The following is a 20,717-nucleotide window of genomic DNA, read 5'->3' on the forward strand; positions in this document are numbered from 1 at the left end:
GTGATCATGTTCCAATCAAGCTCGGCCGGCACGCGGTCACGGCGAAGCAGGTACCATACGATGGGCCGCGTGAGGTGCTTGAGCACCGCTCGCAGGGGCCTGGGCTGGAGGCGAATCACCCAGGCCGATCATCGCCGAGGCCGCACCACGCCATGCGCGCCCGGACCTGCCGCCGCGCGCGTAGGGCGTGTAGCGATGCTCGTCGTAGGGCGCATCGTGCAAGGGCCACAGGAAGGGCACGGTGATGAGCAGCTGCCCTCCGGGACGCAGCACCCGGGCGATCTCCCGAAGAACCGCCAGCGGATCGGGGCAATGCTCGAGCACTTCGGTGGCCATGGCGCAATCCACAGAGGAATCGGGCATCGGGATGTTCACGCCATCCCAAGTGATGTCCGGCCGGATGGCCTTGTACTTCGCGGAATCGTTCACCGGGAGGTCCATGCCGATATAGCGCTTCACCTGACCGCCGGCGAGGATCGACTCGCGGTAGGGCATCACGCCGCAGCCGACATCGAGGAAATCGCCATGCATGCCCGGCCGAGCCTGTTCAATGGCGCGCTGGATCGACCGCCGCGCATGGAACAGGTCCTGCGTATCAGCCGTGAGCGGCATGTCGATGAACTGCTTGCGCAGCGAACGTGACATCAGGGTGCCGGTTAATTGGCGGTGAACTTACGCCGATGGCACCAGCCGTTCCGTCGCGCCCGCCCGGCCAGCGGGTCGGAGCCAGCGCTGTGCAGTTGCACCAATGAGGTAGCGCATCCGTTTCGAATCGAACGGACCGCTCAATCGCAGGTGCGCAAGGCCAGCAAGGAAGGACGCATCAGCCAAAGCGTGGAATCGCTTCATCCACCGGCGCTCCAGTTCAGATTCGAAGACCTCGATCGGGAACAGCCCACGTTCCCGATTGATCCGCTTCAACTTGTTCATCCAGCTGCGCAGTTCGCGGACATCAGCAGCGCCCGGAATGCGCTTCCATAAGCCATGCAGCATGAGCTGTCGCTGCAACTCAGCTTCAGAGGCCTCGATGCCGAAGATCCGGAAGGCCTCGCGGTAGGTGGCTGCACGGTCCTCGACGGGATCGCGCCCATGGCGCATGTTCTGCTCTCCCATGCGATAGAGCGTGAGCGGTTCTCGGATGTTCGCGAAACGGGTGTGCGGCGCCAGGGAAAGCAGGAAGATGTAATCCATGCCGGGCCGGAGCCAATGCTCATTGCAGCGCAATCCGTGATCCACGAGCAAGCTCCTCCTGAACATCGCGGTGCCATAGCAGACCGGATCGCTGAAGAGCAGCTTGCCTTTGGCCTCATCGTCCGATTCCGCCCAGTGCATCACTTCCTCTGGTCTATCCATCACGGCGAGCGAGGTGCCCACCACGCCCGCTTCAGGATCCGCATCGAGCACCCTCACCTGCTTCTCGATTCGGTCCGGCCGCATCACATCATCGGCGTCGAGCACGGCGATGAACGCCCCCTTTGCTTCTTGAAAACCGAGATTCGCCGCAGCGGGCCGCCCCGAATTCCGCTCGCACCGGATCATGCGCACACGGGGATCGGTGAACGCAGCAACGCGCGCAGGGCCATCATCGGTGCTGGCATCGTCGATAACCAGGAGCTCGAAATCGGTGTAGGCGCTGGCCAGCACGCTGCGCACGGCATCCTCCACGTAGGGCCCCTTGTTGTACAGGGTGGTGAGCACGGTGACGCGCGGCATGCGGCGGCAAGTTATCCGGGCCAACTCAGGCACGCGCGCTACGCTGCCGCAGCACGTGATCGGCCAGCACCATGCAGGCCATGGCCTCTACGATGGGCACCGCGCGCGGCACCACGCAGGGATCGTGGCGCCCTTTGGCCTCCAGCACCACTTCCTCAAGGTCCTTGTTCACGGTACGCTGCGCCTTGCCGATGGTGGCGGGCGGCTTGAAGGCCACTTCGAAAGCCAGGTCCTCGCCGTTGGAGATGCCGCCCAAACTGCCGCCAGCGTGATTGGTGCGCGAACGGACCGCTGGCCGCTGCACGCGCGCGCCTTCGGGGAGCCCCTGCATGTGCTCGTCAACCCGACCCAAATGCAAATCATCGTTGTTCTCGGACCCGCGCATGCGCGCACTGGCGAACCCGCTGCCGATCTGGAAGCCCTTCGCCGCATTGATCGAGAGCATGGCCTTGGCGAGGTCCGCATCGAGTTTGTCGAAGACCGGTTCGCCCAGGCCAATGGGCATCCCTGTAGCCATGCATGAGACGATGCCGCCGATGCTGTCGCCCTCAGCGCGCACCGCTTCGATCAGTGCTTTCATGCGATCGGCCACAGCGCTATCAGGGCACCGCGCGTCATTCGCCCACGTGGTACTGAGGTCGGCCGGCATGGTCTCCAGTGCCACATCGCCTACCCGGCTCACGAACGCCTGCACGGCAATCCCATTGCGCGCGATCAGCTGGCGAGCAATGGCACCACCCACCACGCAGGCCGCCGTGGTGCGTGCGCTGCTGCGGCCGCCGCCACGATGATCGCGCAGGCCGTACTTGCCCTCCCACGTGTAGTCGGCGTGGCCCGGACGGTAGATGTCCTTCAACGCATCGTAATCGCTGCTGCGCGCATCGCGGTTGCGGATGAGAAAGGCGATGGGCGCGCCCAAGGTGATGCCCTCATGAATCCCGCTGAGCCATTCCACGCGATCGGCCTCATCGCGCGCAGTGCCCAAGGACGTACTGCCCGGCCTCCGGCGATCCAGTTCAAGTTGAACCGCATCGAGATCGAGCTTCAGTCCGGCGGGGCATCCATCCACCACGCCGCCAATGGCCGCACCGTGGCTCTCACCGAAGGTGGTAAGGCGGAAGAGCAGGCCGATGCTGTTGCCGGGCATGAGAGGGACATCCGTGATTACGGGTCGGCGAAAGTAGCGGGTGGAGATGGCTGCCTTTCTTTGTCCCGATGCCGCGCCTGCTGATCAAGAACGCCAAAGCGCTCGTGGGCGCTTTCGCCCCGGGCATGCAGCGCGTTGCCGGTGCCGACATGGCGCAACTGCCGATCATCGCTGATGGCTGGATGCTGGTTGAGGAAGGACGCATCGCGGCGCTCGGCCCCATGAGCGATTTCCCCGGCATCGCGGATTGGAGCAATCTCACGGTGATCGATGCCAGCGGCCGCTACGTGCTGCCCGGCTGGTGCGACCCGCACACGCACACGGTGTTCGCCGCACCGCGCGAAGAGGAGTTCGTGGACAAGATCAAGGGCCTCAGCTATCAGGAGATCGCGGCGCGCGGCGGCGGCATCCTCAACAGCGCCGCGAAACTGCGCGCCATGGATGAGGATGAGCTCTTCCAGCGATCGAAGGCGCGCTTGGAGGCGATGATGGCGCAAGGCACCGTGGCCGTGGAGATCAAGAGCGGCTACGGCCTCTCCCTGGAGAGCGAGCTGAAGATGCTGCGCGTGGCGAAGCGCTTGGCGGCGGAACTGCCCTTGCAAGTGAAGACCACCCTGCTCGCTGCACATGCGATGCCTGCTGAATTCAAGGACGACCGCGCGGCCTACCTCGACCTCATCTGCGAACAGCTGATCCCGCAGGTCGCCGCTGAGCAGCTCGCCGATTTCGTGGATGTGTTCTGCGAGACCAACTACTTCACGGTGGCCGAGATGGAGCGCGTGCTCGCAACAGGCGCAGCGCATGGCCTTCCGGGGAAAGTGCATGTGAATCAATTCACCAGCATCGGCGGTATCCAAGCGGCCATCACCCACGGCGCGCTCAGCGTCGATCATCTGGAGGTGATGAGCGACAGCGACCTGAACGCACTTGCCGCTTGCCGACTTGCCGACCTGCCGATTCCTACGCTTCTCCCCTCCTGCTCCTTCTTCCTGCGCATACCCTATGCACCGGCGCGCGCGCTCATCGACAAGGGCTTGCCGGTGGCGCTGGCCAGCGATCACAACCCCGGCAGCACGCCGAGCGGCAACCTGAACCTGGTGCTCTCGCTGGCCTGCATCCAGTTACGCATGCTTCCGGAAGAGGCCATCACAGCGCTCACGCTCAACGCCGCTGCGGCCATGCAGCTCCAAGACCAGCTCGGCAGCCTCACCGTGGGTAAGCGCGCCTCGTTCATCATCACGCAGGAGGCACCGTCGCTGGCCTATCTGCCTTACGCTTTCGGCAACGACCACATCCACTCCGTATTCATCGATGGAAAGCCCATCCGCACCGGGACATAGTTCCGACGATTTCCGGAGCACTGACCCCGGCCGTCCGCCCGGACTTGAGTTCAGCATGGGCGTGGCCATGTTCGCGATCGCGTTCATGGTCTTCTTCATCGTTCAATCGGTGGTCTTCGTGCGCGGCCTGCTGGCTATGTCACCGGAATTCGAAGGGGTGCCGTTCTCCTTCGACCTGCTCGGCGATCCGGCTTTCGTGGAGCACATGAAGGATTTCCAGTTCAATGGCGATCTGGTCGGGCTCGAATCCGCTTGGAGCGCAGGCCTCGGTTCATTGTTCATCCTGGTTGCCTGCTGGATGTGGAAGCGTGAAAGATTCCGCGCCGTCCTGGGCCTGCGGCTTCCCACGCTGAAGAAGACGGCCCTGTTCTTCGGGCTGTTCACCTTGGTGGCCCTGGCCATCGAATTGCTGGCATGGGCTTCACCTGCCTTCCGAACGGACTTCATGGAGCAGGTGCTAGCCACCACCACCGATTGGCCCCTGCTGGTCATCGGCGTCGCCTTGCTGGGTCCGCTCTTCGAGGAACTGCTCATCAGGGGCCTTCTCTTCGGAAGCCTGCGCCACATCGCCGACGAGCACGTGAGCGTGGCGGTCACGGCTGGTGTGTTCGCGTTCATGCACATGCAGTACAGCGTGCTCATCATGCTGCTGATCCTGCCCATGGGGATCGTGCTGGGTTATGCCCGGGCGCGCACCGGCAGCTTGCTGGTGCCTATTGGCCTGCACATGGCCAACAACGGGCTCAGCATCCTCTGGCCTTGATGCCCAGCGCATTGGGCCAACCTTGATCGCACAGGTCCGTATGAAGCCCCGCCGCTGCCACGTACGCGGCCCAAACTGCCTTGACCAACCCGAACAACAGCGGCTCACGCAGGATCCTGATCGTGCTCTATGGCACTCTCTTCGTGCTCTGCGCCGCACTGATCGGAACCGCTCATTGGCACGAGCTGAAGAGCCAGCGCAAAGAAGCGCTCGAACGGCTGTCCGCCATCGCCGCTTCGCTCGCCGATCAGGTACCCGCTCGCCATGCCGCCCTGTTGCTGGAGAAATACCCCGCTCCTGGGCTCATCATCAAGAACACGCAGGACGCCCGCTACTACGTGGTGCATGAGCAGCTGCGGAAGGCCGCCCTGCGCAGCGCCTTGGAACATCCCCTACTGATGGTAGCCAAGGATGAGCGCGGACGATTCGTGATCGTGGCCACATCGGAGGAGCAACCGTGCTTCCGCGCTGCGTATGAATCAGCGATCGGATTGGAGGAACGCTATGAAGCCGGAGGCCGCGTGTCGGAAGCCGGTGAATTACTGGCCTTGGAGCCGCTGCGCGATGAACAGACCGGCGCCCCTACCTCAGCGATCGTGGCGCGCATGAACGAATCATCCGCGGTAGCGGCGGCCTATGCAGCGCTCTGGCGCAACATCGCCATCGCGCTCGCACTCTTCGGCATGGCCGCGCTGGTGCTCTTCCGCTCGGTGGGCCGCTGGGTGCAGCAAACAGAGGCGGACAAGCTCGCCCTGGCCTCGCGCAACATGGATATCACCGATAGCATCGCTTACGCCGGGAAGATCCAGCGCGCTCTGGTACCGCCGCCATCAGCGTACCGTGAGCTGTTCAGCGGCGCCTTCGTGATCGACCGGCCCAAGGACATGGTGAGCGGCGACTTCCACTGGTGCCATCGGATCGGCGATGACCTCTGCTACGTGGCCGCCGCCGATGCCACCGGCCATGGGCTGCCGGGCGCCATGATGGCCGCCATCGGCTGCTCGCTGCTGAATGAGATCGTGCCGGCCAACGCCGAGAAGGATCCCGCCGAGCTGCTCAACATGCTGAACACGCGCGTGGTGGCCACCCTGCACCAGCAGGGGCAGAAACGCGGCGGCGGCGACGGCATGGACATCGCGCTGTGCCGCATCGACCGCAAGCAGCATGAGATCCTCTACGCCGGCGCCTTCAGGCCGCTCTATTGGCTGCACGAGGGCCAGCTCTCCATCATCAACGGCGACCGCAAGCCCGTGGGCGGCGCGCACCTCGACCTCGATCGCAAGTTCACCTGCCATCGCCTGGCGTATACCGAAGGCGACCGCATTTATCTCTTCAGCGACGGCTATGTGGACCAGCTCGGCGGACCGGAGCACAAGCGATTCATGAGCGCGCGCCTGCAGCAGATCATCGAAGCCAACACCGCCATGCCCTTGGAGCGGCAGGCCGAACTCCTCGAGGCCGCTTTCCTCGAATGGAAAGGCACCCACGAGCAAGTGGATGATGTGTGCCTGCTCGGCATCGCAGTGTAGCCCGCCACGGCTTGCATCCGAGCGGAAGCCCCCCGCTATATTCGCGCTCCCCGGCCCCAGCGGCCGATCCGCCCATCGCATGGCCACCAAAGAAGAGCTGCTCGCACGGCTCCAGGAAATCGTTTCGCAGGAAGACGTGGAAGCCGCTGCTGAAGCGGTGGAAGTGACCAAGGAGGCCTACGAAGCCCTGATCGCTGCGCAACAGCAGCATGCCGAGCACCATGAAGCGGAGGCGGCCCAAGGCGAAGGCGCCGAAGGCGCAGCGCCCACCGCGATCGAATCGGCTCCCCTGCACGACGACGACGATAAGCGCTTCAAGCAGCTGCTCGACGCCTACAACCAGCGGGTGAATGACATCCGCCGCCGGAAGCAGAAGGAAGAGGCCGCCAACCTGGCCGCCAAACAGGCCGTGATGGAGGAGATGAAGCTCCTCATCGCCGGTGAAGAGAACATCGGCACAGCCTTCACCAAGCTGAAGGACCTGCAGGAGCGCTGGAAGTCCATCGGCAATGTGCCCGCGCAGGCCTATCGTGAACTGCAGACCGAGTACAGCCACCTGCTCGACGAGTTCTTCTACCACATCCGCATCTACAAGGAACTGCGCGACCACGACCTGCGCAAGAACACCGGCCTGAAGCAAGCGCTCGTGGCCGATGTGCAGATGCTTGCGCTCATGGATGCCGACTCCCCTGGCGCCGTGCGCGAACTGGAGGCCCGCGTGAGGAAGTACCAGGATGAATGGCAGCACATCGGGCCCACGGTGAAGGAGGAATGGGAGTCCATCCGCGACGGGTTCTGGAATGCCACCCGCGTGGTGTACGACAAGATCAATGAGCATTACCGTGCCCGCCGCGGCGAGCACGAGGCCAACCTCGCGGCCAAGCAAGCCCTGGTGGAGAAGGCGCATGCCCTCTCCGCGGACCTGAAGGCGAACTCAGCCAAGGAGTGGAAGGAACTCACCGATCAGGTGCTCGAGCTGCAGAACGCCTGGAAGAGCATCGGCTTCGCCACCAAGAAGGACAATGAGCGCGTGTGGAAGGAATTCCGCGACCAGTGCAACATGTTCTTCAGCGCCAAACACGCCTGGTTCAGCCACCTCAAGGACCAATACAAGGCCGTACGCGAGAAGAAGCAGGCCCTTCTGAACGAAGCCGTAGCCTTGAAGGACAGCACCGAATGGCGACGCACGGCCGACCGGCTCAAGGCCCTGCAGCAGCAATGGAAGGAAGCTGGGAGCGCCGGACCGCGCGACGAGAACAAGCTCTGGAACAAGTTCCGCGAAGCGTGCGATGCCTTCTTCCAGAACCGGAAGAGGACCTTTGAGCAGCAGGACGCCGAACAAGCCGCAAATGTGCAGGCCAAGGAAGCCCTGCTCGCGGAGATCGCGGCCTTCCAGCACAGCGGCGATCGCATCAAGGACATCGAATCGCTGAAGGCCTTCAGCCTGCGCTGGATGAACAGCGGCCGGGTATCGCCACGCGACTTCGACAAGCTCAATGAGAAGTACCGCGCAGCGCTGGACAAGCACTGGGGGCAGCTGAAGATGGAAGCCGACGAGCGCATGCGCATCCGCTTCCAGGATCATGTGGAGGAGATGAAGAGCGGCCCTGATGGCAAGTTCCAGATCGAGCGCGAGAGCCGCTTCATCAAGCGGAAGATCGAGGAGGTCGAGGGCGAGATGCGCCAGATGGAGCGCAACATGGGCATGTTCAACTTCAAGAGCGCCAGCGGCGAGGAGATGAGGAAGGAGATGCAGAAGAAGATCGACAAGCTCGCACGCGATGTGGAGCGCCTCAAGGGCCAGCACCGCGAACTGGTGAAGGAACTCCGGTGAGCGACTCCTCTCCCTTCGTCGTGAGCATCGAAGTGCCCGTGGCCTGGGGCGATCAGGACGCTTTCGGGCACCTGAACAACGTGGTGTATCTCCGCTATTTCGAGAGCGTGCGCATGCACTACCTCGAGCGCATCGGCGTGCTGCGCTCACATAACGAACAAGGCATCGGCGTGATCCTCGCCGGCACCACCTGCGATTTCAAGAAGCCCGTGCGATGGCCGGCTCGCCTCACCGTGCGCTGCGGCTGTACCGCTGTGGGAAACACCAGCTTCAGCATGGCATACGAGATCACGGATGAAGACGGCTCTATCGTGGCCACGGGCACCAGCGTGCAGGTGATGTACGATTACCGAGCCGGCGCCAAGGTGCGCGTGCCGGATGCTGTGCGAGCCGCGATCACGAGCGATCGCCCCGGTTAGCGTGCCGCCCCCTCGAGCTGGAACACGCGCTTGAGCACGCGCACGGCCTGGTCCACATCGCTCTCGGTGGTATAGCGGCTGAAGGAGAAGCGGAGGTTGCCGCCGGGACGTTCGGGGTAGAGCGCCGCCAGCACATGGCTGCCCTTGTTGCTGCCGCTGCTGCATGCGCTGCCGCCGCTGCACGCCACGCCCTCGATGTCAAGGTTGTACAGGAGCATCTCGCTGCGGCCATCATCGGGGAAGCGCACGCTGAGCACGGTGTAGAGGGCATCGGGGCTGGGATCGCCGTTGAAGCCGACATCCGGGATCGATTCGACGAGCAACCGCTTCATCCGGTCCTTCAGCCCTTGCACATGCGCTTGATGCCCCTCAAGGCCCTCGTAGGCCAGCTCCATCGCGCGAGCCAGGCCCACGATGCCGGCGATGTTCTCCGTGCCCGCGCGCATGTTGCGCTCCTGGGCGCCCCCGAGGATCATGGGCTTCAGCCCAACGCCATTGCGCATGTACAGGAAGCCCGTGCCTTTGGGGCCATGGAACTTGTGCGCAGCGCACGTGATGAAGTCGACGGGCGTTGCCCCGAGGTCGAAGCGGTAGTGCCCCATGGTCTGCACCGTATCGCTGTGGAACAGCGCGCCGAAGCGGCGGCACAGGCTGCCGATGGCGTTGAGGTCGATGCGTGTCCCGATCTCGTTGTTCGCGTGCATCAGGGAGACCAGTGCCCCCTGGCCCTGCATCTGCGAAAGGAGCTGCTCCAGATGCGCGAGGTCCGGCTTGCCATCACTGAGCAAGCGCACCCAATGCACGTGCGCGCCGCCTGCGAGTTCGATGGCGTGCGCGGTGAGCTCAACCGCGTGGTGCTCGATGGGACTGGTGATGATATGCCTCACGCCAAGGTCGCGGACAGCGCCTTGCAGCACCATGTTGTCGGCTTCGGTGCCGCCTCCGGTGAAGATGATCTCGCCGGGCGCGCAGTTGATCAGCTTCGCGACCAGGCGCCGCGATCTCTCAATGGCCGCGCGCGAGATGCGGCCATAGGCGTGTATCGCGGAGGGATTGCCGAAGTGCTCCTTCAGGTAGGGCAGCATGGATTCGAATACCTCCGGTGCGAGCGGCGTAGTGGCCGCATTGTCGAGATAGATGCGCTTCATTCGGATCCTCCTGGGTGCTTTCGATCAATGGTCAACGCTGCTCCTATTCCGGCCTTGCGCCATCTTCCATCCTGCATGCGTCACTCCCTCCTCCTCCATTCCTCACGCCTTCACCTTGGCCGCCTCAGCCAGCTCGTTCAGCAATCGCTTCGCGAGCGCATCGGCATCGGCCATGCTCCGCGCTTCGGCATAGATGCGGATGATCGGCTCGGTATTGCTGCGCCGCAGGTGCACCCAGCTCTTGCCGAATTCGATCCGCAGGCCGTCGATGGTGCTGTGCGGCTGGTCGCGGTAGCGCGCGGCCATGGCATCCACGATCGCCTGCACATCCATGCCTGGCCGCAGCTCGATCTTGTTCTTGCTGATGAAATAGTCCGGGTACGAGCGCCGCAGTTCCAAGCTGCTCTTGCCGCTGCGCGCCAGCAACGTGAGGAAGAGCGCGATGCCCACCAGGGCGTCCCTTCCATGATGCAGCTCGCCGAGGATCACGCCTCCGTTCCCTTCACCGCCGATCGCCGCGCCGGTGGCACGCATCATCTCCACCACGTTCACCTCGCCCACGGCGCTCGCATGGCGCTCGCGGCCGTGCCGCGCGGCGATATCGTCGAGCGCGCGCGTGCTGCTCAGGTTGCTCACGGTGCCGCCGGGGCGATGCGCGAGCACGTGGTCCGCGCAGGCCACCAGCGTGTACTCCTCGCCGAAGAGCGACCCATCCTCGCAGACCAGTGCGAGGCGATCGACATCCGGATCAACGGCGATGCCCAGGTGCGCCTTATGCGCTCGAACGGCTTCGCATAGGTCGACGAGGTGCTCCGGCAACGGCTCCGGGTTGTGCGGGAAGCGCCCATTGGGCTCACAATGGATCCCTATCGATTCAACGCCCAACTGCTCCAAGAGCATGGGCACGGCCACGCCGCCCACGCTGTTCACCGCGTCGAGCACCACCCGGAATCCTTTGGCTGCGATTGCTTCGCGATCGACCAGGTCAAGGGCGAGGATCGCATCGATATGCCTCTGGGTCCATGAAGCATCAGGTCGGACCAAGCCCAGCCCATCCACCTCGGCGGCGAACCAATCATCGTGCTCGGCGATGCGCAGCACCTCAGCGCCATCGGCCGCGCTGATGAAATCGCCCTTCGCGTTGAGCAATTTCAGCGCGTTCCATTGCGCAGGATTGTGGCTCGCGGTGAGGATGATGCCGCCGATCGCGCCTTCGCCGGGCACGGCCATCTCCACGGTGGGCGTGGTGGCCAAACCCAGGTCAATCACATCGATGCCCATGCCCGTGAGCGTTCCGCGCACGAGGTCGGCCACCATGGGCCCGCTGAGGCGCGCATCGCGGCCAAGCACCATCGCCGGCTTGCCGAAAGCGTCGGCCCGTGCCTTCATCAGCGCAGCGAAGGCCGCCGTGTAACGCGTGACATCGAGCGGGGTGAGCCCTTCGCCGGGAGCGCCGCCGATGGTGCCACGGATGCCGGAGATGGAACGGATGAGCGTCATGGGTATGGGCAACGGCGCAAAGCTATTCGGACGCCCGGAGCACGGGCATGGTGCGCGGATCTCGTTCCTTGCGACAGCCCAATGCCCGATCCTGCACCGAACCGCTCCCGGAGGGCTGCGCGCTGCTTATTCGCGGTGCTGCTGGCCGTGTGCGCCTGGCACATCGAATGGGCCAGCGACGACAACACGGTGAGCCGTGCGCTAGCGGTGAGCGCGCTCGCCGAGCGTGGAACCCTGGAGATCACGCCGCATCATGAGCGCACCGGCGACAAGGCGATCACGGATGGCCGCTATTACAGCGACAAGGCTCCGTTGCCTACCTACACGATAGCCGCCCTGTGGAAGCTGGGAAGGAGCATCGGCCTGATTGAACCGGCCGAAGACCCGGTCGATGCCCGGATCCTGGTCCTGGGGGGCCTCCTTTTCGGAAGCATCCCCATGGCCATGATCGCCCTGATCGCCTTGGTCGAGCTCCGGCGGGCGCGGCCCGAAGCCCCGTGGCTGCTCGGGATCTTACCCATCCTCGGCTCCTTCCTCTTCGTTTACAGCGGCACTTTCTTCAATCACCTGCCCGCTGCGCTCTTCGGGCTGCTCGCCGCAATCGACCTGCGTGATGGGAAGCACGCGCGCGCAGGGCTCTTCGCAGGCCTAGGCAGTGCCTGCGACGCCGCGTTGCTCTTCATCCTCGCGGCCTGGATCGGGCAATTGACCCTTGCGAAGCGCGGGGCGCTACTCCCTTTCATGCTGGCCTTGTTGCCCGGTGCAGCCGTGACCATGGTCAACAACCTCGCGGTGACCGGCTCGCCCTTCACCTTCCCTAGTGCCCACGCTGTGAACTATGGCGTGATGCGTGAGAGCTATGGTTTCGGGACCTGGCAGCCTGCCGCATTCCTGGGCTTGACCTTGAGTGGTTACCGTGGCTTGCTCGTGTACGCGCCTGCGCTGATCTCCGTGGTGCTCCTGGCACTGCTGGATCGGCGCCGCTTGCTCAGGCGCGACCTCCTGATCGACCCGTTCATCCTGCCGACGATCGTCCTGGTGCTGGTGTTCTTCACGCATGCTACGTGGTGGGGCGGCTGGGCCTACGGCCCGCGCTACCTCACACCCGTGCCCATCCTGCTGCTTGTGCGTGCCATGCCGGCGATCTCGCGGCGGCTATGGCTCGCGCGCGCCACGGTGGCATTGAGCATGGCCGGGCTGCTGTGGGCGGTAGCGGCCAAGCTCACCGCCGGACACGGCTTGCCCACCGAGGTGAAGGACCCGCTCCTGAGCATGGTGCTGCCCTTGGTCCGTGAGCGTGCCTTCCATGGTGCTGGCTGGCCGACAGCCGTGGGCTTCTCACCGGCCATGGGGGCCTTTCTCTTCGTCTGCGCGATCACGCTAGCTTACTTCGGCGCTCGGCGGTGCGCCACCCAACTCTGATGCACCTGTTCTTCTGCCCCGATCTGGAGAGCGGCCTGGTGAACCTGCCGGATGAAGAAGCGCACCACGCCACGCAGGTGCTGCGGCTCGCGGTGGGGCAGCGCATCGGCCTCTTGAACGGCCGCGGATCGCGTGCTGAGGCGGAACTGGTCGATGTTTCACGCAAGCGATGCGTGGCCATGGTCCTCGAAACCGAGGATGTGGCGTCTGAGCGCGGCGCCCGCATCCACCTGGCCGTGGCCCACACCAAGCAGGCTGACCGGTTCGAGTGGTTCGTGGAGAAAGCCGTGGAGATCGGCATCGACCGGATCACGCCGCTGGCCACTGCGCGCACCGAACGCGGCCGTGCGCGGATCGACCGCATGGAGCGCGTGGCCATCAGTGCGCTGAAGCAGAGCCAACGGGCCTGGCTGCCTCAGATCGATCCGCTCACCACCTTAGGAGACCTCTTGGTTGAGGCCTTGCCCGAACAGCGTTTCTTCGGCCATATCAATGCACAGAGCATTCCTTTCAGGGAGGCCTACCATCCGGAAGCGGACGCGATCCTGGTGATTGGCCCTGAAGGCGACTTCACGCCCGCTGAGATCGAGGAGCTCCTAGCTCATGACCATGCCCCGATCACCCTCGGCAACGCACGTCTGCGCACAGAGACCGCGGCGGTGGCCGCTTGCGCATTCATGAGCCTGAAGCAGTCGGGATAACTTCGGCCCCATGCTGCGAAGAACAGTCCTGATCCTTTTCGCTGCGATGACCTGCATGGAGGCCACGGCGCAAGGCACCTACAAGCTCGCTGTGCTCAAGTATGGCGGTGGCGGCGACTGGTACGCGAATCCCAGCGCGGTGCCCAACCTGGTGAAGTTCTGCAACGCCCAACTCGGCATGGGCATCAACCCTGATGTGCCCGCGGTGGAGGTGGGCAGTGCGGAGCTATTCAACCATCCGCTCTTTCACATGACTGGCCACGGCAACGTGACGCTCTCCGCCAAGGAAGCCGAGAACCTGCGCGCCTATCTGATCGGCGGAGGATTCCTGCATATCAGCGACAATTATGGCATGGACCCATATGTGCGGCCCATGATCGCACGCGTCTTCCCCGAATCTGAACTGGTGGAGCTTCCCTTCGCGCATCCCATCTACCATCAGGCCTTCGAATTCGCGCAAGGCCTGCCTAAGATCCATGAGCACGATGGCAAGCCACCACGCGGCTTTGGCCTGTTCTGGGAAGGGCGGCTGGTCTGCTTCTACGACAGCGAGTGCGACCTGAGCGACGGCTGGGAGGACCCCGATGTGCATGGCGACAGCGAGGCCACCCGACTGAAAGCCCTGCGCATGGGCGCCAACATCGTGCGCCTGGCCTTCAGCGGACAAGGGGATTGAGCCATGGTTGCCCAGGACCTTGCGCAACGGTATGATCGCGTGAAGGGGCTGCTGCCGCCGGGCGTCACGCTAGTGGCTGTGAGCAAGAAGCGAACGGTTGAGGAGGTCCGCGCCCTCTACGCGCTGGGCCACCGCGATTTCGGGGAGAATTACGCGCAGGAGCTGCGAGCCAAGCAGTCCTTGCTGCCCGGTGACATCCGCTGGCACTTCATCGGCCATCTGCAGCGCAGCAACGTGAAGCACATCCTGCCGATCGCGCATTTGATCCATGGCGTCGATGGCGCCGCGCTCATGGACGAGATCGAGAAGCGTGCGGCCGCGCTCGGCCAGGTCGCCCGAGTGCTGGCCCAGGTCCACATCGCGGTGGAGGATACCAAGCATGGCCTTTCGCCGGATGAAACCCGATCGCTGATCAAGGCGAAGGCGGGGGGCCGATGGCCCAATGTGGAGCTATGCGGGCTGATGGGAATGGCCAGCAACACCCCGGACACCGGGCAAGTGAAGGCTGAACTCGAAGGGCTGGCCTGCTTGTTCGATGAATTGAAGGCCTTGTTGGGCGAAGGATTCAGCATCTTGAGCATGGGCATGAGCGGAGACCTTGACGCCGCCTTGGATGCGGGCAGCAACATGGTCCGGATCGGCACGGCCATTTTCGGTGAGAGGGAGTGAAAGCAACCGCAAGCTGCGATCGCGTCTTCTGGGCATACCTTTCGGAACCCAAGGCCCTGACCATGAACCGGATCATTACCCTGAGCCTTCCACTCCTGCTTCTCTCCCCGGTGCTCGCCCAGCGCCACATTGAAGTAGGCCTCGCTTCGGGCGTGACCAATTACTATGGTGACTTGGGTAACTTCGACGGGCAAGTGCAATGGAATAGCACGCGGCCCGGGCTTTCCGTCACCTTCCGCAACTTCTTGAACAATAAGAAGCGCTACGTCACCCGGGCCATCGACGCCGAAGCGCGCGTCAGTTGGTTCCGCGTCGGCTACGAGGAGGCCGACCCGGTCAAGGGGGTGGTTTACTCCGAACTGCGCAACCGCCGCCGCGGCATCGGCTTCCGCAACGACCTCTTCGGATTGAGCGGGCACGTGGTCCTTAACGCCTACCGCGAGCCCTACCAGCCCTTGTTCCAGCAGCGCTTCTTCATGTACTTCCACCTGGGGCTGGGCATTTACTACGGACGGCCCAAGGCCGATCTGTTCCGCGGCGATGCCGGCTTGGATAACCGTTACTATTTCTGGGACGATGGCACCGTGCGCAACGGTCCGATGGATAACCCCGACGCGCAGGTGATCGAGCGCGATGGCAAGTACGAGACCGACCTGTTCGAGTGGCAGACCGAAGGCGGAATCGGCACCGGCGAGCCCGGCAAGCGCTACCGCCTATCGCCGTGGCACGTGGCCATGCCCATCGGGGCCGGCGTTCGCTATATGGCCACCAAACAGATGAGCATCGGCCTCGAGTTCAGTTACGTGATGTTCATGAATGACCATATCGATGATGTGAGCGATCGTTACGCCACCTACGCTGAGATCGATGCGGCGTATGCCGGCGATCCTGCGCGACAAGCGATGGGGCGCTACATCAGCGATCCCACCGGGCAGGGCACCAATGGCGAGATCGGGATCGGCACCAGCCGCCGCGGCAATCCGGGCCTGCTCGATACCATCAGCTTCTTCAACCTCGAGGTCTCGTACAAGTTCAAGCGCAGCCCCGGACGCCGCAGCTTCCTCACCATGAAGCGCGGCAAGGACGCCACCTCGGCACGCTGAGGAGATCCTCCCCCATCACCAATCCGCATGACGCGAAGCTCCGGTAAGCAGCAGCGCATAGATCTGGCATTCGCCGCATTGCTCAGCGACGACGATACCGCAGCGCTCACAGCGCTCACCCGCATCGAGGAGCAGGGCGATGCCCGCGCCATACCTCACCTGCTGAATGCGCTCATCGCGAATCCCTCAGAAGCGGTCCGTGCCCGGATCACGGCGCTGCTGCACACGGTGAAAGCAGCCGATGCCGTGCCGACCCTGATCGCCGCGCTTGATGAGCCGCAGCTTGCGCCTGCACGGCGCACCATCCTATCGACGTTCTGGAGCGCCGGGCTCGATGCGCGCGAGCACCTTCCACGCTTCATCGACCTGGCCATCGCCGGCGATCCGCAGGATTGCTTCGAGTGCCTGACCGTGATCGAGAACCAGGAGATCTGGCCCGAGAAGCCTGCCCGGATCGGCCTCGCGCGCATCCGGAAGGCCGCAGCGGAAGAACCCGATGCCATGAAGTCCTCGATGCTGCAGGGCATCGCCGAGGAATTGGATCGGCGCCTCGGGGCCTGATCACAGCACCTTCGCCTCCGTCCTTCGGTTCAGCGCACGGCCTTGCTCCGAGTCGTTGCCGGCCACTGGCATCGTTTCGCCATAACCCCTCGCGGTGATCCGGGCAGCATCGATCCCCTGCCTCACCACGAAGTCGCGCACGGCATTCGCGCGCTGCTCGCTGAGCTCCTGGTTTGCACCTTCGTTGCCCACGTCGTCCGTGTGGCCACCGAGCTCGATCCGCATGGACGGGTTCGTCCTCAGCAGCTTCAACAGCTTCTCCAACTCGGCGTTGGATTCAGCCAGCAACTCGTAGCTGGCCGTTTTGAAGAAGATGTTGCGCAAAGCGATCACGCCTCCGCTGGTGATCGGGCTCATGGGCACGTTGAGCGTGATCGGCTCCTTGTTCGTGGCGGCCGCCACATCGTAATTCTCCGAGAAGAAGAGATAACCCTCGGCGCTGGCTGTGAGGGCATAGCTCCTCCCGCTGGGCAGGCACACGAGGAACTCGCCCGTCTTCGGATCGCTGTACGCCGCCGTGGCCAGTTTCGCCGTGCTCAGGTCGAAGAGTTCGACATCGGCTTCCAAGGGCTCGCCGCTGGTCTTGTCGGTGACCTGCCCTCGGATGTATTTGACCGGCTGCGGACGCGCCTCCGGATAGAGCTCGAAACTGTACAGGTCGAGATCGCCATGGCCACCGGGCCGATCGCTGGCGAAATAGGCGATGTCGCCCTTGGCACTCACGAGCAGGCTGTTCTCGTCCGCACCGGTATTGATCGGGTACCCCAGGTTCAAGGCCTTGCCCCAGTTGCCATCGTCCTGCATGCGGCTCACGTAGATGTCGAGCCCGCCGAAACCGGGATGGCCATTGCTGCTGAAGTAGAGCGTCCGGCCATCGGGATGGATCTGGACGCTCTCCTCCTGCCACGGCGTGTTCACGTTGGGGCCGAGCTTCTCCGGCTTCGTCCAGGAGCCGTCGTCGCTCATGCGGCTCGTCCAGATGTCCATATCGCTGACGCCGTTGCCCGTTCGGCGTCCGCGCACGAAGTAGAGCGCGCGTCCATCGCTGGCCATGCTCGGTTGGCTCTCCCAGCTGGCGGTGTTCACGGGTGCGCCGAGATTCTGCGCTGGGCTCCATCGATCGCCGATGCGCTGGCTGATGAAGAGGTCGCAGCTGCCCAGTCCCCGCAGGTTGTCGCCATAGCTGCCATCCTCCAGGGCGCACTTGGTGAAGATGATGAAGCGGCCATCGGGCGTGAGCGTGCCAGCACCTTCATTGTAATCCGCGGTGCTCACCGTGGGAATCGCCTTGCTCGCCTGCCATGCGCCATCAGGCCCGCGCTTGCTCATGTAGAAATCCTCTTGCATGCCATAGATCTGGATCTGCGGCGCTTTCACCCGGCGCGTGAAGATCAAGGTGCCATCATCGGCGGTGATGCAGGGATAGTATTCGGGGTCGCCGCTGTTGATCGCGGGACCGAGATTCGCCGGCTCGAAGGGCACCGGTTGCTGGATGGCACGTGCCGCGAAAGCGCAGTTCTCGATGCCTAGTCGCGCGCGGGCCTTGCGCTGCGGCTCCTGTTCCTTCTCCAGGTAGCCTTGGTAATTCTTCTCCGCTTCAACATACTGCCCGCTGCGGAATTCGAGATCGGCCAAGTGCAATTGCGCTGTCGGAAAGAAGCGCGGCGCGATGCTCATCACCTCGCGGTACCGGGTGATCGCCTCGCTGTCCTTGCCTTCCCTCTCGGCGATCTCGGCGAGCATGATCCGCGGCTCCACGAAGCGCTCATCCGCATTCGCAGCCTTGAGGAAGTCGCTCTTGGCGCATTCGAGCTTGCGTTGCTGCATGCACGTGCTGCCGCTCTCGTACAGCTTGATGGCCTTCTTGTCCTGCGTGGAATATCCTCCGGGCTGAGAGTAGGCAGTCGGCAGCATGCAGTGGGCAGTGAACGCCGCCACCATGAACGACAATCTCACTGCCCCTTGCCTACTGCCTACTGGCGACTGCTTCATCGGATGTTCATGTATTTGTGCGCCTGCAACGAGATCCTCCATTTCGGATGGGCCTTCACATGCTCCACGATCAATGGCAGCATCGCATCGCGCTTGTCCCATTCGGGCTGGAGGAAAAGGACGCACCCCGGTCGTGCCTTCGCGGCTTGCTCTTCGGCCCATTGCAGGTCGTGCTTGTTGAAGACGATCACCTTGAGCTCATCGGCGCGCTCGAACGCCTCGGGGAGCGCTGGCTTGAACTTCTTCGGACTGAGGCATACATGGTGCCATGCGCCGCTGAAGGGGTGCGCGCCGCTGGTCTCGAGGTGCGTGCGGAAGCCCGCTTCCCGAAGCGCTTGCGTCAATGACCCCAGGTCGTGCATGAGAGGCTCGCCGCCCGTGATCACGGCGATACGGGAAGGGTTCTTCGCGGCATCAGCCACAATCGCCTCCACTTCTATTCGTGGATGCGCGCTCGCGTCCCAGCTTTCCTTCACGTCGCACCAGGTGCAGCCTACATCGCAGCCACCGAGGCGGATGAAGTACGCGGCCTGACCGGCGAAGAGCCCTTCACCTTGAATGGTGCTGAAGGCCTCCATGACGGGTAGCGCGCGTGCCATGCAACAAAGGAAAGCGGGGCGCAATCGTTCCCATGCGCCGGCCCGCGGGAGTGCCCATGCCGCGATGTGGATAATCGCTCTACTTGGCCTTGTTCCGCTCGCGCAGCCGTGTCACCAAATCAGCGATCTGCTCAGCGCTGAGGCTCTTGCCCACGAAGCGGCGGTCCTTATCGACCACGAAGAGCTTGGGCGTGCTGTACACGTCCCAGGCATCGGCGTAGTTGAGGCTTTCAAGCGTGGTGTGCTTGGGGATGAACTTGCGCGGGTCCTTCTTGGCCTCTTCAAAGATGTTCTTGGTTAGGCCCACATTGATCCAATCCAGATTATTCTCCGCGATGAACCTCTTCCAGTCCTTGAACAGCCCATCGTCCGTGGCCTTGGCGACCGCGAAGACCTCGATGCCCATGCCCTTGAGCTTCTCGGTGTACACCTTGTGGATCTCCGGCATCTCCTTCTTGCAATGGCCGCAATGCGGGTCCCAGAAGATGATGACCACATAGTCGTTGGGCAGGTCGTAGTAGTTGATCCACTTCTCCTCTGTGCTGTCCGTAAGGCAGAGGTAGGGCGCCTTGCGTCCGATCAACAATGGTGCTTGCTTGCGCGCACGCTCGCAGAGCTTTTCAAGCTTCTCCGCGTCCATCCAATCGGCGCGGCCGGGCTTGCCATCCTTGGGGCAGTAGTACGTGAGCGCCATGTGCACGAATACGGCATCCATGCCCATGATATCGCTGGTCTCGTACTTGTGCGTGATGGAGTGCACCACGTACTGGAAGGTCTCCTTGGTGTCGCCGGTCTTCGCGATCATCGCGTCAACCAGGCGGATGATGGTATCGGGGACCTGCGGGATGACCTTGGTGATGTACTCCTCGAATTTGTTGCCGAACACGGGCACGCGCACGATCCGCGGATCGGTGAGGTCGAAGTTGTCCCAGAAGTGATCGCGGTACTGGTAGTAGCTGGCGGCGCTGTCGAGGCTGCCATCGGATTTGCGCGGCTCGGGAAGCTCAACGGCCATGCTCATCTTCACGAGCGAGGCCACAAGCGAGCCGGGATTGTTGGCAATCAGGTCGCGCTGGTACTGCTTCACGCGCTTGTCAAGCTCGGTCATGCGCTCCTTCACCTCGGCGCGGGCGGCTTCGTCCTTGGCGGCCTCGAGCTGCGCACGGTGGCCATCGCCCTCGATGCGGCGCTCATTCAGGAAGCGGATGTAATTGATGAACACCTCGTTCTCCTTGCTCTGCTTGATCTGCAGGGCAGGGAGCAGGTCGTTGCGGTGCGTGGCCACTTTGATCACGGGCTCGTTCACCACCAGTTCGAAGTACTTCGGACCCGGCACCACTACCGCGTACACGCCAGCGGGATAGCCGTTCTCCTTCTTGAACAAGGCGTTGGACTTCGCATCAACGATAGCGGTGTCGCTGTAATAGAGCTTGCTGCCGTAGTAGTTAGCTAAGAAGACCGTATCGCCCTTGGCCAGGCCCTGGATCTGGGCCTCGATGGTGCGCTTGGGACCGTCTTGCGCCTTGCCTGGAACGATGCTGGCAGCGATAGCTGCGGATAGGATCACGTAACGGAGATGCATGCGTGGATCTGATTGCGCG

General features: G+C 63.4%; 19 protein-coding genes. 11 read left to right on the plus strand and 8 right to left on the minus strand.

Features of this window, described 5'->3' with window-relative positions; genetic code table 11:
• Positions 1-36: 36 nt before the first annotated feature.
• Genes IPM12_13335 through aroC form a run of 3 tightly spaced genes read right to left on the minus strand, consistent with a single transcriptional unit; the run spans position 37 to position 2,860 of the window.
• Positions 37-645 (minus strand): class I SAM-dependent methyltransferase, encoded by a 609-nt coding sequence (locus IPM12_13335; protein ID MBK9148785.1) that lies wholly within the window; start codon positions 643-645, stop codon positions 37-39.
• A gap of 27 nt (positions 646-672) precedes the next feature.
• Complete coding sequence (locus IPM12_13340) at positions 673-1,713, minus strand: glycosyltransferase family 2 protein (GenBank protein MBK9148786.1); 1,041 nt, start codon at positions 1,711-1,713, stop codon at positions 673-675.
• 25 nt (positions 1,714-1,738) lie between these two features.
• A complete protein-coding gene (gene aroC / locus IPM12_13345) occupies positions 1,739-2,860 on the minus strand; it encodes a chorismate synthase (protein ID MBK9148787.1) in 1,122 nt (373 codons plus the stop codon).
• 68 nt (positions 2,861-2,928) lie between these two features.
• On the opposite strand from aroC, the gene IPM12_13350 reads away from it, so the two are divergent.
• The 5 genes from IPM12_13350 (at position 2,929) to IPM12_13370 (ending at position 8,745) form a co-directional block, all read left to right on the plus strand.
• A complete protein-coding gene (locus IPM12_13350) occupies positions 2,929-4,200 on the plus strand; it encodes an imidazolonepropionase (protein ID MBK9148788.1) in 1,272 nt (423 codons plus the stop codon).
• Positions 4,172-4,963, plus strand: coding sequence for a CPBP family intramembrane metalloprotease (locus IPM12_13355; protein ID MBK9148789.1), 792 nt, complete (start codon positions 4,172-4,174; stop codon positions 4,961-4,963). Before IPM12_13350 ends, IPM12_13355 begins: the two co-directional genes overlap by 29 nt.
• An 80-nt stretch (positions 4,964-5,043) precedes the next feature.
• Positions 5,044-6,492, plus strand: coding sequence for a serine/threonine-protein phosphatase (locus IPM12_13360; protein MBK9148790.1), 1,449 nt, complete (start codon positions 5,044-5,046; stop codon positions 6,490-6,492).
• Between the two features lie 79 nt (positions 6,493-6,571).
• A complete protein-coding gene (locus tag IPM12_13365) occupies positions 6,572-8,326 on the plus strand; it encodes a DUF349 domain-containing protein (protein ID MBK9148791.1) in 1,755 nt (584 codons plus the stop codon).
• Positions 8,323-8,745, plus strand: a complete 423-nt coding sequence (locus tag IPM12_13370) for an acyl-CoA thioesterase (protein MBK9148792.1) — start codon at positions 8,323-8,325, stop codon at positions 8,743-8,745. The genes IPM12_13365 and IPM12_13370 overlap by 4 nt, the downstream gene beginning before the upstream one ends.
• Here the strand turns inward: IPM12_13370 and IPM12_13375 are convergent.
• Positions 8,742-9,893: a cysteine desulfurase gene (locus IPM12_13375; GenBank protein MBK9148793.1), complete on the minus strand. Its 1,152-nt coding sequence runs from the start codon at positions 9,891-9,893 to the stop codon at positions 8,742-8,744. The genes IPM12_13370 and IPM12_13375 overlap by 4 nt on opposite strands.
• Before the next feature lie 102 nt (positions 9,894-9,995).
• Complete coding sequence (gene glmM, locus IPM12_13380; protein MBK9148794.1) at positions 9,996-11,393, minus strand: phosphoglucosamine mutase; 1,398 nt, start codon at positions 11,391-11,393, stop codon at positions 9,996-9,998.
• 81 nt (positions 11,394-11,474) lie between these two features.
• Between glmM and IPM12_13385 the strand changes: the two genes are divergently transcribed.
• The 6 genes from IPM12_13385 to IPM12_13410 all read left to right on the plus strand — a co-directional run bounded on the left by IPM12_13385 (position 11,475) and on the right by IPM12_13410 (position 16,525).
• Positions 11,475-12,815: a hypothetical protein gene (locus tag IPM12_13385; GenBank protein MBK9148795.1), complete on the plus strand. Its 1,341-nt coding sequence runs from the start codon at positions 11,475-11,477 to the stop codon at positions 12,813-12,815.
• Complete coding sequence (locus IPM12_13390) at positions 12,815-13,516, plus strand: 16S rRNA (uracil(1498)-N(3))-methyltransferase (protein ID MBK9148796.1); 702 nt, start codon at positions 12,815-12,817, stop codon at positions 13,514-13,516. Before IPM12_13385 ends, IPM12_13390 begins: the two co-directional genes overlap by 1 nt.
• Before the next feature lie 10 nt (positions 13,517-13,526).
• Positions 13,527-14,192 carry a DUF4159 domain-containing protein gene (locus tag IPM12_13395; protein MBK9148797.1) on the plus strand — a complete coding sequence of 222 codons (666 nt, stop codon included), beginning with the start codon at positions 13,527-13,529 and terminating at the stop codon, positions 14,190-14,192.
• Positions 14,193-14,195: 3 nt separating this feature from the next.
• The gene (locus tag IPM12_13400) at positions 14,196-14,861 is read left to right on the plus strand and encodes a YggS family pyridoxal phosphate-dependent enzyme (protein ID MBK9148798.1); all 666 of its coding nucleotides are present in this window, start codon (positions 14,196-14,198) and stop codon (positions 14,859-14,861) included.
• A 62-nt stretch (positions 14,862-14,923) separates the two neighbouring features.
• Positions 14,924-15,964, plus strand: a complete 1,041-nt coding sequence (locus IPM12_13405) for a hypothetical protein (protein ID MBK9148799.1) — start codon at positions 14,924-14,926, stop codon at positions 15,962-15,964.
• 27 nt (positions 15,965-15,991) lie between these two features.
• Positions 15,992-16,525, plus strand: coding sequence for a hypothetical protein (locus IPM12_13410; protein MBK9148800.1), 534 nt, complete (start codon positions 15,992-15,994; stop codon positions 16,523-16,525).
• On the opposite strand, the gene IPM12_13415 is transcribed toward IPM12_13410, so the two are convergent.
• The 3 genes from IPM12_13415 to IPM12_13425 all read right to left on the minus strand — a co-directional run bounded on the left by IPM12_13415 (position 16,526) and on the right by IPM12_13425 (position 20,698).
• Positions 16,526-18,439, minus strand: coding sequence for an OmpA family protein (locus tag IPM12_13415; protein ID MBK9148801.1), 1,914 nt, complete (start codon positions 18,437-18,439; stop codon positions 16,526-16,528). It abuts the gene before it with no gap.
• Positions 18,440-18,513: 74 nt separating this feature from the next.
• On the minus strand, positions 18,514-19,095 hold the full coding sequence (locus IPM12_13420) for a radical SAM protein (GenBank protein MBK9148802.1): 582 nt from the start codon (positions 19,093-19,095) through the stop codon (positions 18,514-18,516).
• 100 nt (positions 19,096-19,195) lie between these two features.
• Positions 19,196-20,698 carry a DUF5106 domain-containing protein gene (locus tag IPM12_13425; GenBank protein MBK9148803.1) on the minus strand — a complete coding sequence of 501 codons (1,503 nt, stop codon included), beginning with the start codon at positions 20,696-20,698 and terminating at the stop codon, positions 19,196-19,198.
• Between the last annotated feature and the right edge of the window lie 19 nt (positions 20,699-20,717).

This window comes from Flavobacteriales bacterium (genome assembly GCA_016716605.1).
Classification (GTDB): Bacteria; Bacteroidota; Bacteroidia; order Flavobacteriales_F; family PHOS-HE28; genus PHOS-HE28.